Consider the following 13698-nt stretch of genomic DNA (forward strand, 5'->3'; position numbering starts at 1 on the left):
GCCTATGATCATAAAATCGGCAGAATTCATTATCAGTAATTCTGATGTGGGCAAATGCCCCAAGGAACCTATTCCGGAATACGCGTTTATAGGGCGTTCCAATGTGGGAAAATCTTCCCTGATCAATATGCTGACCAACAGAAAGAGCCTTGCAAAGACCTCGGGCAGGCCTGGAAAGACCCAGCTTATCAATCATTTTAAAATAAACAACCAATGGTTTCTGGTGGATTTGCCGGGATACGGATACGCCAGGGTTTCTAAAAAAGAGAAAAAAACCTTCCAGAAATTTATCACCTCCTATTTTGAAAAGAGAAAGCAACTGGTTTCTGCCTTTGTATTGATTGATATACGCCTTGAACCTCAGAAGATAGATATGGAATTTATGGAGTGGCTGGGAGAAAACCAGATCCCCTTTTCCATTGTTTTTACCAAGGCCGACAAACTAAAACCCGGAGCTATTACTAATAATGCAGCGGCTTATGAAGCAGAAATGCTTAAGGTTTGGGAAGAGATGCCGAATTACTTCATCACTTCTTCTTCAAAAGGAACAGGAAAAGAAGAACTATTAAAATATATAGATCAGATCAACAAGGAGCTTAAAAATCAATGATTTTTTGTCCTTTTTTCCAGGAGTTCCATTAGTTCTTCTGCTGTTTTCAGTTGATTGATCTCATCCGCAGAAACAAAAGGCTCAAGTCCGTCAGCATTTTCCTTTAAAATTACAGGATAAGGGAATTGCATCTCAGTTTGCGATTTGTATTGCTTCTCAAACTCGTCTATATGAAGGAATTCCATTTGGAGTCCGGAGTTTTTCCTGAAGTTTTTCCATTCAGAACGCTCCCTGAACACGCCGAAAGTAATATCGCATAAATTACACTGATAGGTTTTCGGACTCAGTACTTTGTGAGCAGCATCCAGGTAGGCGTTCCACCTTCCTGAATTGGCGTTGTATACAAAAATAAGCTTGGACTCCATGAATCAAAGGTCGATATTTCAGTTCCCGGCTTACATTCTTCTCCGTACCAGTAGCGCTGAGATCAGTCTTTCTTCAGCTCCAGTTTCTCTGCAAAATAATCGCAGAAATCCTTCATAGTAGCCGTCATTTTTTCATCCTGAGTGGCTCTGTAAAAGGTATCGCTCATGGTAACCAGTGTCTGATGGAAGAAAAGTTTCATCTCATCTACCGGCATATCTTTGGTCCAAAGATCAATACGAAGGGTTTCCTGTTGCTTGCTATCCCAAATAGACAGGAGAAGTGCCTTGGCCTCTTCATCATTTACTCCGCCGTCCTGGGCAGACCATCTCAGTTTTTCAGGAACGCGATTCTCATCGAGCTCTACTGTAAGTTTTATATCGGAAGTATGTGTTTTTGACATTACTTTTTCGGTTTGAATTTAGAGTTATTGTAGATCTCCTCTTCGGGAGTTCTCAATAATTCCTGCAAAGATACGTCATTATTCTCCATATATGCACGTACAATCTGCCAACCGATGTATTGCCCGAGCTGTCCCGGGGATTCCGTATCCAGTTCCAGGTAAAATTTAGAGAAAGGTGCCGGATTTATAAACCTGTCCTGCAATTTACTATCCGTAGAAAAGATGAGGTTACGCTCCACAAAATAACGCCATATCTCACTTTCATTACCTACCGCCCAATCGTATTCTTCCTGGGTATAACCTATTTTTTGTGCATCTGTCTTAAAAGGGATAAGTACATCCTTCAGGTAGAGTTCTTTCCCGTACAGGATCATCCACGACAAAAAGGTACGGCTTCTCGGAAAGGAGATCACCGATTTGGCAAAAGCGGAAACCGCATCGGATACTATCATTTCTCTCTCGAAATTCTTGCGAAGATAATTCTGTATCCCCTCATAGAATTTATGATCCTTCCCCAGATAAGTATCCAGAGAAACCAGCATCAGGCTATCTGTATAAATTACTTTATTTCTGTAATCCACGTCAGAGGTCAGGGTAATTACTTTAGGAGTATTAAATTCCGGAAAATAATAGCGCAGGTGCTGAAAGAGCGACCTTAACTCTACTTCCTGCTCCCCGAGGTCGGGGAATTCTCTGGCTATTTCGTGATTGATCTCCAGTTGCAGGGTATCTTTCATCTGAGCAAGCCAAACACTATCGGCATACTGCTGAGGAAAAAGGTAAGGATACTTAGCCTTAAGCCCGCCGAGGTCGTTTTCGGAAGAAGATGCAAAAGCAAGATCAAAACGATCTACTTCTACTTCCAGCGGAATTTCGGCGATTTCCTTTTCAACCTTATTCTGTTTTTCACAAGCCGATACAAGAACCGCCAGGAGAATGAATCCGATATATTTTCTCATTGTTTTTTCTAGCTTAAACGTCAATATGTTTCAATAATTTTATGAATAGCTTATTTTTGCGAGACAAAATTAAACTTTAGATCATAAATCCCGCACTATGAAAACCGAAAAAGTCATAGATCATATCGTAGAATGGTTAAAGAATTATGCTGCCAACGCCAGAGTTAAGGGTTTTGTTATTGGCGTTTCCGGCGGAATTGACTCGGCAGTGACCTCTACTTTATGTGCCAGGACGGGATTACCCACACTTTGTCTTGAAATGCCGATCCACCAGGCCGAAAGTCAGGTTACGCGAGCAGTCCACCACATAAACTGGTTGAAGGAAAATTATCGCAATGTCAGTGGGCAAAATGTAAACCTTACTCCGGTTTTTGATTCTATGGTTAACAGTTTTCCCGCAGTTGAGAAGGAAGAAGACCGTTTTATGGCTTTGGCAAACACGCGGGCCCGATTACGTATGACCACTCTTTATTATTTTGCCGCTTTAAACGGGTATCTGGTTGCAGGAACAGGGAACAAAGTAGAGGATTTCGGGGTTGGTTTTTACACAAAATACGGAGACGGAGGAGTGGACCTCAGCCCTATCGCAGACCTCTTAAAGTCTGAAGTATACGCAATTGCAAAAGAAATGGGAGTTATAGAATCTATCCGGACAGCGCCTCCTACCGACGGGCTTTGGGGAGACGATCGCACCGATGAAGATCAGATCGGAGCCACCTATCCGGAGCTGGAATGGGCAATGAAAATGGTGGAAAAAGGAAAGAAAATTGAAGACTTTTCCGGCAGAGAAAAAGAGGTTTTATCCATTTATTTGAAGTTCAATACAGCCAATCAACATAAAATGCTTCCGATTCCGGTTTGCGTTATTCCCGATAGTCTAAAAATGTAAACATCAGAACGAAAATTCGCAAAGTTCTTGTTGAAACCTCATTTTTTATTTATTTTTACATACCCTTAACCCTCAAACCTAATAGAATATATTACTATCTGGCAGTAGTATGGCCTATTATGTGATGGTTTTTATTAATTTAAAAACTAACTCTAAACCATTTTATTATGATTAAAGTTCTAGTAGCTGATAGTCACCCGATAGTACAGGCCGGAATTGCTTCCGTCCTTAGCGGCTTTAAAGATATCCAGATTTCGGGCACTGTAGGCACAACAACAGAGCTATTTGAATATTTGTCTAAAAAGAAGCCAAATATTGTAATGCTCGAGATGGACATTCCGGAAGTAAACGGAATTACTGCACTTCGCAAGCTGAAAAAAGAATATCCGGACGTTAAAGTATTAATGTACAGTGCACAACCTGAAGATGTGTATGCATTGAGTACATTAAGAGCCGGAGCTTCGGGATACCTATCCAAAGGAGGCGATACATCGCTTATTGCTGAGGCCATTACTAAAATTTATAATGGAGGCGTATTTATCACGAATGAGTTGGCCCAACGTTTAGCTGTTGACGAAAGCACCAACAAACCTCGTCGATTCTTTAGAAAGCTATCGACTCGTGAAATTGAGGTTTTAAAGCTTTTAGCTGCAGGAAAACGCAACAAGCACGTTGCTGAAGAGTTGAATCTAAATGAGAAGACCGTAAGTACTTACAAAGCCAGATTGATGAGAAAACTTAATGTTGACAATTTAGTAGATATGCTTCAGCAAGCTAAAGCATTGGAATTGTTGCAATAGTCTTATAAAACTCTGTTGAGTTTTGTAGATAACAACTTTTTTAATTGATGGTAATTCATGATCTCCTCAAGGATTTCATGATTATTACCATCTTTTTTTTCGAGGGTCCTCTGTCTGAGATCACTCACCCTTTTATCGATCAGAAAACACCGCAGATTAAGAATCGTCTCTCCAACCAGCTGAGCCACCGATTCTGCTTTATCCTTTACGTAGATATCCTTTCCTTCCCAATCGCTCAGATCGTACTTCTCCTCTTCCATCAATATTGAGGTAACTTCCTTAGAGAGTTCAGAATCCAGGCCGTTTATATAACTTTCTATAACAAAGCTATCGTCTTCGTTCAGTTTTGAGATCAATCCGTAATAAACCGTCCTGAAATTCTCGTTAGACAGCTCTATTTCGTCCTGTTGCAGGTCCAGGTAGAGTTTTTCAAAAACCCTTGCTTTGTGAAGTTCAGGCTCCAGCACTAATTCTCCTTCTTCGTTTTCCTTAAGCAGCAGATCTTCAAATTCCTCCGTCCTGTTTCCGTACAGCAACAGTATTTCAATGATCTTGCGTTCGAGTTGATATTGAACATCTATTTTTTCGACAGCTTGTTCCTTTTTAACAACCTCAAAAGCTTTCCGCTCTTTTTTGAACTTCTTATTGGCTTCTGCTACATTCTTTTTCCCCAGCTGGGCCAATGTATTAAAAAGTACTTCCTCCGAAATATCCATAATACGGGAACATTCCTGTACGTAGACCTCACGTTGAATTCGATCGGGAATTTTGGAAATACTCTGAACGATATCTCTGATCGTTTCGGCCTTCTTTATAGGGTCGTTCTGAGCTTCTTCTACCAGGAGAGAAGCTTTAAACTGTATAAAATCCTTTGCATTTTCCTGGAGATAAAGCACCAGGTCTTCATATGCATTTTTCTTGGCAAAACTATCGGGGTCCTCCCCTTCCGGGAACGTACATACTTTTACGTTCATTCCCTGCTCCAGAATAAGGTCTATCCCCCTTAGCGAAGCCCTTAATCCGGCTGCATCACCGTCAAAAAGCACGGTTATATTTTTCGTAAGACGGTTGATCAGGCGTATTTGTTCAGGGGTAAGTGCTGTTCCACTGGAAGCCACCACATTCTCAATTCCCCGCTGATGAAACTGTATCACATCGGTATAACCTTCAACCAGGTAGCAATTATCTTCCTTGGCGATACTTTGTTTGGCGTGATATATTCCGTAAAGAACCTTACTCTTATGGTAAATATCACTTTCCGGGGAGTTAAGATATTTGGCTGCTTTTTTATCATTAACCAGGATCCTTCCCCCGAAACCAAGTACCCGTCCGCTCATAGATTGGATGGGGAACATTACCCTTCCCTTAAAACGGTCAAACTGCTTGTTTTCCTTAATGATACTAAGGCCGGTCCTGCCTAAAAAGTCAAGGCTGTATCCTTTATCAAGAGCTTCTTTGGTAAAGGCCTCCCATTCGTCCAGAGAGTATCCCAATCCGAATTTCCGGATCGTATCGTCTGTAAATCCTCTTTCCTTAAAATAACTCAGACCTATGGCTTTTCCTTTTTCCGAGTTCCAGAGGATATCTTCAAAATACTTCTGGGCAAAATCAGAAACGAGATACATACTTTCCCTGTCATTCGCCTGCTGTTTCTGCTCTTCATTCTGCTCGGTCTCCTCTATTTCTATATTGTACTTTTTGGCCAGGTAGCGAATCGCCTCGGGATAGGTAAAATGTTCATGCTCCATAAGAAAAGCAACTACATTCCCTCCTTTTCCGCTACTAAAATCCTTCCAGATCTGTTTTACCGGGGAAACCATAAAACTGGGAGTACGCTCATCGGTAAAAGGGCTTAATCCCTTAAAATTGGAGCCCGATTTTTTTAACTGCACAAAATCGCCTATCACTTCTTCTAAACGAGCGCTTTCAAATACTTTATCTATGGTTGATTTTGAGATCAATCGGTTTCATTTAATGGAAGAAGTAAAAATAGTTATTTTTGGTTTATTACATACAAGGTCAAAAAAAAGATTCCCGCGACCCTAAGGGCCAGGCAGGAATCATAAGAATACAAACATTCAGCAAAAATATGATGGATCTTGTTTACTAGTCGAGGTCAAATCTCAATCCGAGTGAAATATTTCGTTGTTCCGGCTGATCGTCATTAAACAGAGGGTTCAGATCGTATTTAGCGTACAAACCTGTCGATCCCCAACCTAGGTATGCGCTCAGACCATATACGAGATTATTGATGTTGAAATCGCCTTTTATCTTTTCTTTTACGCGCTCTCCGTTATTTCTGTATTTAAGTTTCTGACGGGAACCTATATTAAAGCCTCCGTAACCTCCGATTCCAATTTTAAAATGCCTGCGTGTGGAATAGCGAACATAGTCTTCTCTTTCCCATTTTCTGGAAGGTCCGAATTCGAAATGTACCGGTACCACCAGGTTGGTAATCCTGAGTTTGGACTTATCGAGGTCGAAATCGAAATCTTCAAGGGTCGTTTGTCCGTTTTCATCTACAAAGATCCTGTTTCCGGTAGGTTTCAGGTTATTGGTCTGAAAAGAAAACCCGTATTTCAGGCGAAGGAAATTGGTGTTTTTAAAGACCCTTGTCTTCCAGGCCCAGCCCAGTTCCAGAAATCTGGAACCTCCGAAACGATAATCGGAATCGTTGATCGAAACACCATCCTGGATAGTATTATTAAAACCTACGGCCAGGACAAGATCTGAAGTAGTACGCCGGTCGTATTTGTATTTTCGTTTTTTATACCCGTTGCTGTTTATTTCGAATAAGTTCCCAAACTTTAAAACGCTTCCCGATTTATCGTATTCCTCTATGACCTCATACTTTTTGTTACGTTCCAGGAGGGCAATTTTATTGTCTACGATGGCAATCCGGTTTTCTATATTAAGCGCGTGTTTTTTGGCCGCTTCTGCCTTCAGTCGTTTTGCTTCCTCTTCGGTGATCTCTTTTCTATCCAGCCTTTTTTCGATAGCTATCACGATCTCTTTCAGAGCATTTTTTTCCTGGGTAACAATATATTCTTTTTCTTTCTCCAGTAACCGGATCTCCGCTTCGTAATCGAAAAGGGTTTGAGCCTTTAAGTTTGAAGTATAGCAAGCAATCACTGCAAGCGCAATGTAGTAAATAATTATTCTCATAACTTGTTCGTTTTTTCTACTTATTAAGTGTTTGAATAAATAGTGAAATTTGATTTTGATTAATGATTTCTTTCTGCAACAGCCGTTTTGGTCTTTTTGAAACCGTTCCTGATGGCTTCAAAAACCCGGTCCTTAAAGGATCTGTATAATTCATCTTCTACGTCTAGAAGAAGGGCTGTAGCATCTATTTTTCCGGATTTATATATAGATGTTCTCTGAGAGTCTATTTCTTTTTGAGCCTCTGCCAGGAGGCTTTCAATATATTCATCGCTTACCTCCTTATCTTTCTTTTGCAAATCGGCAATTTTACTTACCACTTCCGCGATCTTATTTTCAATAAGCTGCTCCTCTGTTATCTTTAAAGGGATTGCTTTTTCCCGTGGAGCTACCTCAGCCTTTGTTTCTGCTTCGGCTATTTCCTCCGCCAAAAGCGTTACAGGGGCATCAGGTATCATATTTGTCTGGGCTGCTGTTTCCGGTTCCTGTACTTTTTTCCGGCTTACCGGCTCTTTCTTATCTTCCGTAACAGCTATTCTTGTTTCCTGTTGTTCCTGCTCCTCCGGTACAGGGGTTATTTCCTTCTGAAGAACTTCTTTCTCATCAACTTTATCCTCCACCACTTGTATTTGCAGTTCTTCTGTTTTTCCGCTTCCTGTCTGATAACTAAAAATAACGATCAGCCCTACAAAGCACGCGGCAATTGCCCAGTAAAACGGTCGGAAATTACGTTTGCCATTTTTTTTATCCAGCTCTTCCCTAATGGACATCCAGGCCTTGTCTGAAGGAATTATTTTCCTGTCGGACAGCTTCTCCTTCATCTGATTTTCTAAATTATTTGGTGCCATTTTTTCTGGTGTTTAGTTTTAATAAATTCTCTTTCAGCATTTTTCTGGCCTTGAATAGTTGCGATTTTGAAGTCCCTTCTGAGATTTGCAGCATTTCGGCAATCTCATGATGTTTATATCCCTCTATCGCATACATTACAAAAACAACTCTATAACCTTCGGGCAATGCATCTATCAGGCTTTGGATCTCATCAACCCCTATGGCAATATCTATATCGCTCTCCGTTGTGTATTGATCTTCGTTTATTTCTTCGGCATATCCAAAAACATTTTTCCCTCTCAGGAAAGAGATACATTCCCTGATCATTATTTTACGTATCCAGCCTTCAAAACTCCCTTCGTTCTTAAAACTCCCGATCTTGGTAAAGACCTTTAAAAAAGCTGAGACCATGACGTCTTCCGCATAATGAATATCGTTGATGTACTGTCTGCAAACACTCAACATCTTTGGTGAATACATCGAATACAGGCGGTGTTGCGCCTCACGGTCATTGCGTAACGCTTTTTTTATTAGCTGCGATTCGTTTTTGTATAGTTGAATTACCTTCAAAAGCACTTGATTAGGTTTTCTATTTATAAAGACGCAAATATCTTGCTAAAGGTTGCCCGGAAATAAAAAAAGAATGAAAAAAATATATATTCCATTCTTTTTAAAGAGCAATTCTTATTCTATTTGTTACGCTTTTCAGCCTATTTTTTCCTGTCTATCACGTAGTTAACCATCAGTTCTAAAGATGATTTGTAAGCAGAATCGGGATATGCGGCCAGCAGATTAAGGGCCTCTTTCTGGAATTCTTTCATCTTCTGTTCGGCATATTCCAGGCCGCCGTGGTCTTTTACAAAGGCAATAACCTCCTTCACCCTTTTCTTATTCTTATTGTGGTTTTTGATGGAATTGATGAGCCAGCTTTTTTCTTTTTCGGAAACGGTGTTCAGGGTATGGATAAGGGGAAGTGTCATTTTCTGTTCCTTGATATCAATTCCTGTGGGTTTTCCTATCCTGGCATCTCCGTAATCGAATAAGTCATCTTTTATCTGGAACGCCATTCCGATCAGTTCTCCGAACTTCCTCATTTTTTCGGTATCATCGGTTTCGGGGCTCACCGAACAGGCTCCCAGGGCACAACAGGAAGCAATAAGTGTAGCTGTTTTTTGCCTGATTATTTCATAATATACATCTTCGGTAATATCCAGGCGCCTTGCTTTCTCAATTTGAAGTAATTCTCCTTCGCTCATTTCGCGAACCGCTACAGAAATAATCTTCAGAAGGTCGAAATCGCCATTATCTATGGAGAGTAAAAGTCCCTTAGACAACAGATAATCCCCGACCAGTACTGCAATCTTATTTTTCCAGAGCGCATTTATGGAGAAGAATCCCCGTCTCCGGTTACTGTCATCAACCACATCATCATGTACCAGTGTAGCCGTATGTATCAATTCGATCACCGAAGCTCCTCTGTAGGTCCGGTCATTCACTTTTCCCCCCGAAACCATTTTGGCAACCAGAAATACAAACATAGGGCGCATCTGCTTCCCTTTCCTGTTAACAATGTAATGGGTTATACGATTGAGAAGTGCTACCTTGGAAGACATGGATTCATAGAACTTTTTCTCAAAAAGTTCCATTTCATCATGGATGGGTTCTTTAATCTGTTCTACAATCTTCACAGTCGGAGACTGATTTAAAAATATTCAGCACAAACCTACTAAAAAAAGGTGTTATTTAAGAGACTGATATCAAGTTTTATTTGCCAATTGTCCACAGGCTGCATCAATATCCTTTCCTCTCGATCTTCTTACGGTTACCACAATACCATTCTGTTCCAGCATTCTGACGTAAGTATTGACGGCTTCGTCTTCTGCCTGACGAAATTCTCCATCTTCTATCGGGTTGTATTCTATAAGGTTTACTTTGGAAGGGGCGAATTTGCAAAAGTTGATCAAAGCTTCTATATCTTCCACCTTATCGTTTATTCCTTTCCACACCACATATTCGTAGGTAATCCGGCTTTTGGTCTTTGCATACCAGTACTCCAGTGCTTCTCTCAGATCTGATAAAGGAAAGTGCTCGTTAAAAGGCATAATAGAAGTTCTGGTACTCTCTACAGCTGAGTGCAGAGATACTGCCAGCTTGAACTTCACCTGGTCATCGGCCAGTTTTTTTATCATTTTGGGAACGCCCGAGGTAGAAACCGTAATTCTTCTGGGTGACATTCCAAGACCTTCGCTGGAGGTAATCTTATCTATGGCCTTCAGTACATTATTGTAATTCATAAGAGGTTCTCCCATCCCCATAAAAACAATATTGCTGAGCGGCCGGTTAAAATAAAGTCTGCTTTCTCTGTCTATGGCTACCACCTGATCGTATATCTCATCCGGATTCAGGTTTCTCATCCGCTTAAGGCGGGCAGTGGCGCAAAACCTGCAATCCAGGCTACATCCCACCTGACTGGAAACACAAGCGGTAGTTCTTGTTGATGTAGGGATCAGTACAGATTCTACAATGAGATTATCATGCAAACGCACCGCATTTTTAATGGTCCCGTCATTACTTCGCTGCATCTTATCGACCTTAATATGATTGATCACAAAATGCTCCTCCAGCATGGTTCGGGTCTGTTTGGAGATATTGGTCATAGCATCAAAGGAATGTGCCCCTTTGTTCCAGAGCCATTCATAAACTTGATTTCCACGGAAGGCCTTATCTCCATTTGTTTCGAAAAACTGACGGAGTTCTTCCTTGCTAAGTGCCCTGATATCTTTTTTGACCGTTTGCATGCTGCAAAAATAGACAGAATTTAATTATTATATCTAAAAATAAAGCCCTGCAAAATGCAGAGCTTTTATATATTGTTCCTTTGGTTTTACAGGATCAGCATTGCGTCTCCGTAAGAGTAAAACTGGTATTTTTCCTTGATAGCCTGCTGATAGGCTTCTTTAATCAGATCGTGACCGGTAAATGCAGAAACCATCATCAACAAAGTAGATTTTGGTGTATGGAAGTTAGTTACCATACAATCTGCAATACTGAAATCGTAAGGAGGGAATATAAATTTGTTAGTCCAGCCTTCGTACGGATTCAACGTCTTCTCTGAAGAAACCGAACTTTCCAAAGCCCTCATTACCGTGGTTCCAACGGCACACACTCTGCGTTTCTTTTCTTTCGCCCCGTTTACGGTTTCACAGGCACTCGTGCTGATAGACAATTCCTCGCTATCCATTTTGTGCTTGGAAAGGTCTTCCACCTCTACCGGGCTAAAAGTTCCCAAACCAACATGTAGAGTGATCTCTGCAAAATTAATTCCGTTAATCTCAAGACGCTTCAATAAATGCTTAGAGAAGTGCAAACCTGCCGTCGGAGCAGCTACCGCCCCTTCGTACTTGGCATAAATGGTCTGATAACGATCTTCATCTTCCGGTTCTACATCTCTTTTTATATATTTTGGAAGCGGAGTTTCTCCCAGGTCTTTTAATTTTCTTCTGAATTCTTCATAAGATCCGTCATAAAGAAAACGAAGTGTTCTTCCTCTGGAAGTTGTATTATCAATTACCTCAGCAACCAGACTTTCATCATCTCCGAAATACAATTTGTTTCCGATCCTTATTTTACGGGCAGGATCCACAAGTACATCCCAAAGGCGTTGTTCTGCATTGAGTTCTCTCAGAAGAAATACCTCAATACGCGCCCCGGTTTTTTCCTTGTTCCCGAATAAACGGGCCGGAAATACCTTTGTATTATTCAACACCATCACATCACCTTCATCAAAATAATTGATAAGATCTTTAAAATATTTATGTTCAATGGTCTGCTCTTTTCTGTTGATTACCATTAAACGAGCCTCGTCTCTGTTTTCTGAAGGATACTCTGCTAAAAGATCTTTTGGAAGGTCAAAATTAAAGTGAGATAATTTCATGAATTGTAATTTGTTTTTTTAAATAAGGCGCAAATATACAATCTGACCATAGGGGTTGTCAAGTAAATAAGTGATTATTTGCGAATTATAATTCGGGAATTAAAGTTCTTCGTTCTCAATCCCCAGTTGTTCAAGATCTTTCCAGAAATCCGGGTAGGATTTAGACACCACTCCCGCATCGTTAATAATAAGGGGAATCCTCAATGCAAGGGGGGCAAAAGCCATTGCCATCCGGTGATCGTGATAGGTATCTATAGCAATATTTTCATTGATCTTTCCGGAAGCTTTTAAACTTAAACTATGATCGGTGACCTCTATCTCCGCTCCTAATTTTGAAAGTTCTGTCTTCAGGGCTTCCAGCCTATCGGTTTCTTTGATCTTTAAGGTATGTAATCCTGTTAAATGACAGGCTATTCCAAGTCCGAAACAACTTACTACAATAGTCTGGGCTATATCGGGTGAGCTTACCAGGTCGAGTTCCAGGGTATCGGAAATAACGGCCTCTTTATTTTTGGTGAGTACTACGCTATTCTCTTCAAAACGGGTGGTAACCCCCAATTTTGTATAGATCCCGGCCAGGGCACTGTCTCCCTGGAGGCTATCCTCTCTGTAGCTTGATAATTCTATGCGTGCCGTATCGGAAAGCGCTGCCAGGCTATAGAAATAAGAAGCTGAACTCCAATCAGATTCTACTACCATGGTCTTTGCTTCTGCATTCTCTGCAGGATACACCCTTATCGTATTTCCGTTAAAATCCGATTTAACTCCCAACTGAGAAAGCAGGTTCAGGGTCATTAAAAGATAAGGCCTGGAAGTGATCTCACCCTGCAGGTCAAGGGTCATTCCTTTGGAAAGACGCGGAGCGATCAATAAGAGAGAGGACAAATACTGACTACTTACATTTGCGCTCATGCTCACTTCATTCCTGTCCAGTTTTTTTCCTTTTATCAGTAATGGAGGATAGCCTTCATTTTCCTGATAAGTGATATCGGCACCCAATTGCCTCAGGGCATCCACTAAGATCTTAATGGGACGTTCCTTCATTCTTTGTGAACCGGTCAATACCACTTCTCTTCCCTCCTGAACCGCAAAATAAGACGTAAGAAAACGCATGGCGGTTCCCGCATGGTGAATATCCACCGTTGCATTTCCTTTGGTTTCGAGTGCTTTTCTCATCAGAACCGAATCATCCGAATTGGAAACATTCTCTATGCTTATTTCCGGATATAGGGCCTGAAGTAAAAGCAGGCGGTTACTCTCGCTTTTGGAACCGGTTATTCTGACGGTCTGATCGATATGATCTGAGGTGGATTTGAGCTTGAGGTTCACTGTAATTTTTTTCTAATTAATCAGGTGTTTAAAAAGCACATTCCCGTATTTTACGGGAATGCATAACAAATATATGTACAATATTGATAGCTATTTTAATTTTTCATTATTATGATGCCTGTCGTGGTCTCTTTTTGCCTTTTTGTTCATTTTTTTGTCAAAAGCATCCTGTAGATCTATTCCGGTCTGATTGGCCAGGCAGAGAACAACAAATACCACATCGGCCAGTTCCTCTCCCAGGTCTTTTTCCTTATCACTTTCCTTCTCGCTCTGCTCTCCGTAACGACGGGCAATAATCCGGGCTACTTCTCCCACCTCCTCAGTAAGTTGTGCCATATTGGTCAATTCGTTAAAATAACGTACTCCGTGTTCCTTTATCCAATTATCGACCTCCAGTTGTGCATTTTTGATGTCCATCAAA

General features: G+C 40.9%; 15 protein-coding genes. 3 read left to right on the forward strand and 12 right to left on the reverse strand.

The window, feature by feature from the left end; genetic code table 11:
* The first annotated feature begins 4 nt into the window (after nucleotides 1–4).
* The gene (gene yihA / locus GWK08_RS03480) at nucleotides 5–610 is read left to right on the forward strand and encodes a ribosome biogenesis GTP-binding protein YihA/YsxC (RefSeq protein WP_163605507.1); all 606 of its coding nucleotides are present in this window, start codon (nucleotides 5–7) and stop codon (nucleotides 608–610) included.
* Here the strand turns inward: yihA and GWK08_RS03485 are convergent.
* The 3 genes from GWK08_RS03485 to gldB form a co-directional block, all read right to left on the reverse strand.
* Nucleotides 604–975 carry a GTPase gene (locus GWK08_RS03485; protein WP_163605508.1) on the reverse strand — a complete coding sequence of 124 codons (372 nt, stop codon included), beginning with the start codon at nucleotides 973–975 and terminating at the stop codon, nucleotides 604–606. The two genes, yihA and GWK08_RS03485, sit on opposite strands and share 7 nt — an antisense overlap.
* 62 nt (nucleotides 976–1037) lie before the next feature.
* On the reverse strand, nucleotides 1038–1376 hold the full coding sequence (gene gldC / locus GWK08_RS03490) for a gliding motility protein GldC (protein ID WP_163605509.1): 339 nt from the start codon (nucleotides 1374–1376) through the stop codon (nucleotides 1038–1040).
* A complete protein-coding gene (gene gldB / locus GWK08_RS03495) occupies nucleotides 1376–2335 on the reverse strand; it encodes a gliding motility lipoprotein GldB (RefSeq protein ID WP_163605510.1) in 960 nt (319 codons plus the stop codon). The genes gldC and gldB overlap by 1 nt, the downstream gene beginning before the upstream one ends.
* 97 nt (nucleotides 2336–2432) lie before the next feature.
* Here gldB and nadE point away from each other — a divergent pair, with 97 nt between their 5' ends.
* Both nadE and GWK08_RS03505 read left to right on the forward strand, forming a co-directional pair.
* On the forward strand, nucleotides 2433–3224 hold the full coding sequence (gene nadE / locus GWK08_RS03500) for an NAD(+) synthase (protein WP_163605511.1): 792 nt from the start codon (nucleotides 2433–2435) through the stop codon (nucleotides 3222–3224).
* A gap of 167 nt (nucleotides 3225–3391) precedes the next feature.
* Nucleotides 3392–4024 (forward strand): LuxR C-terminal-related transcriptional regulator, encoded by a 633-nt coding sequence (locus GWK08_RS03505; protein ID WP_163605512.1) that lies wholly within the window; start codon nucleotides 3392–3394, stop codon nucleotides 4022–4024.
* 2 nt (nucleotides 4025–4026) lie between these two features.
* On the opposite strand, the gene dnaG is transcribed toward GWK08_RS03505, so the two are convergent.
* The 9 genes from dnaG to GWK08_RS03550 form a co-directional block, all read right to left on the reverse strand.
* Nucleotides 4027–5985 (reverse strand): DNA primase, encoded by a 1959-nt coding sequence (gene dnaG, locus GWK08_RS03510; RefSeq protein ID WP_163605513.1) that lies wholly within the window; start codon nucleotides 5983–5985, stop codon nucleotides 4027–4029.
* 145 nt (nucleotides 5986–6130) lie between these two features.
* Nucleotides 6131–7189, reverse strand: coding sequence for a hypothetical protein (locus GWK08_RS03515; protein WP_163605514.1), 1059 nt, complete (start codon nucleotides 7187–7189; stop codon nucleotides 6131–6133).
* Between the two features lie 59 nt (nucleotides 7190–7248).
* The gene (locus tag GWK08_RS03520) at nucleotides 7249–8034 is read right to left on the reverse strand and encodes a hypothetical protein (protein WP_163605515.1); all 786 of its coding nucleotides are present in this window, start codon (nucleotides 8032–8034) and stop codon (nucleotides 7249–7251) included.
* Nucleotides 8021–8584, reverse strand: coding sequence for an RNA polymerase sigma factor (locus GWK08_RS03525; RefSeq protein WP_163605516.1), 564 nt, complete (start codon nucleotides 8582–8584; stop codon nucleotides 8021–8023). Before GWK08_RS03525 ends, GWK08_RS03520 begins: the two co-directional genes overlap by 14 nt.
* Before the next feature lie 140 nt (nucleotides 8585–8724).
* Nucleotides 8725–9702, reverse strand: coding sequence for a polyprenyl synthetase family protein (locus GWK08_RS03530; protein WP_163605517.1), 978 nt, complete (start codon nucleotides 9700–9702; stop codon nucleotides 8725–8727).
* A gap of 69 nt (nucleotides 9703–9771) precedes the next feature.
* The gene (rlmN, locus tag GWK08_RS03535; protein WP_163605518.1) at nucleotides 9772–10812 is read right to left on the reverse strand and encodes a 23S rRNA (adenine(2503)-C(2))-methyltransferase RlmN; all 1041 of its coding nucleotides are present in this window, start codon (nucleotides 10810–10812) and stop codon (nucleotides 9772–9774) included.
* Nucleotides 10813–10898: 86 nt separating this feature from the next.
* Complete coding sequence (gene queA, locus GWK08_RS03540) at nucleotides 10899–11948, reverse strand: tRNA preQ1(34) S-adenosylmethionine ribosyltransferase-isomerase QueA (protein ID WP_163605519.1); 1050 nt, start codon at nucleotides 11946–11948, stop codon at nucleotides 10899–10901.
* A gap of 99 nt (nucleotides 11949–12047) precedes the next feature.
* Nucleotides 12048–13277, reverse strand: a complete 1230-nt coding sequence (aroA, locus tag GWK08_RS03545; protein ID WP_163605520.1) for a 3-phosphoshikimate 1-carboxyvinyltransferase — start codon at nucleotides 13275–13277, stop codon at nucleotides 12048–12050.
* 90 nt (nucleotides 13278–13367) lie between these two features.
* Nucleotides 13368–13694, reverse strand: coding sequence for a nucleotide pyrophosphohydrolase (locus tag GWK08_RS03550; RefSeq protein ID WP_163605521.1), 327 nt, complete (start codon nucleotides 13692–13694; stop codon nucleotides 13368–13370).
* Nucleotides 13695–13698 lie beyond the last annotated feature (4 nt).

This window comes from Leptobacterium flavescens (genome assembly GCF_010671605.1).
GTDB lineage: Bacteria > Bacteroidota > Bacteroidia > Flavobacteriales > Flavobacteriaceae > Leptobacterium > Leptobacterium flavescens.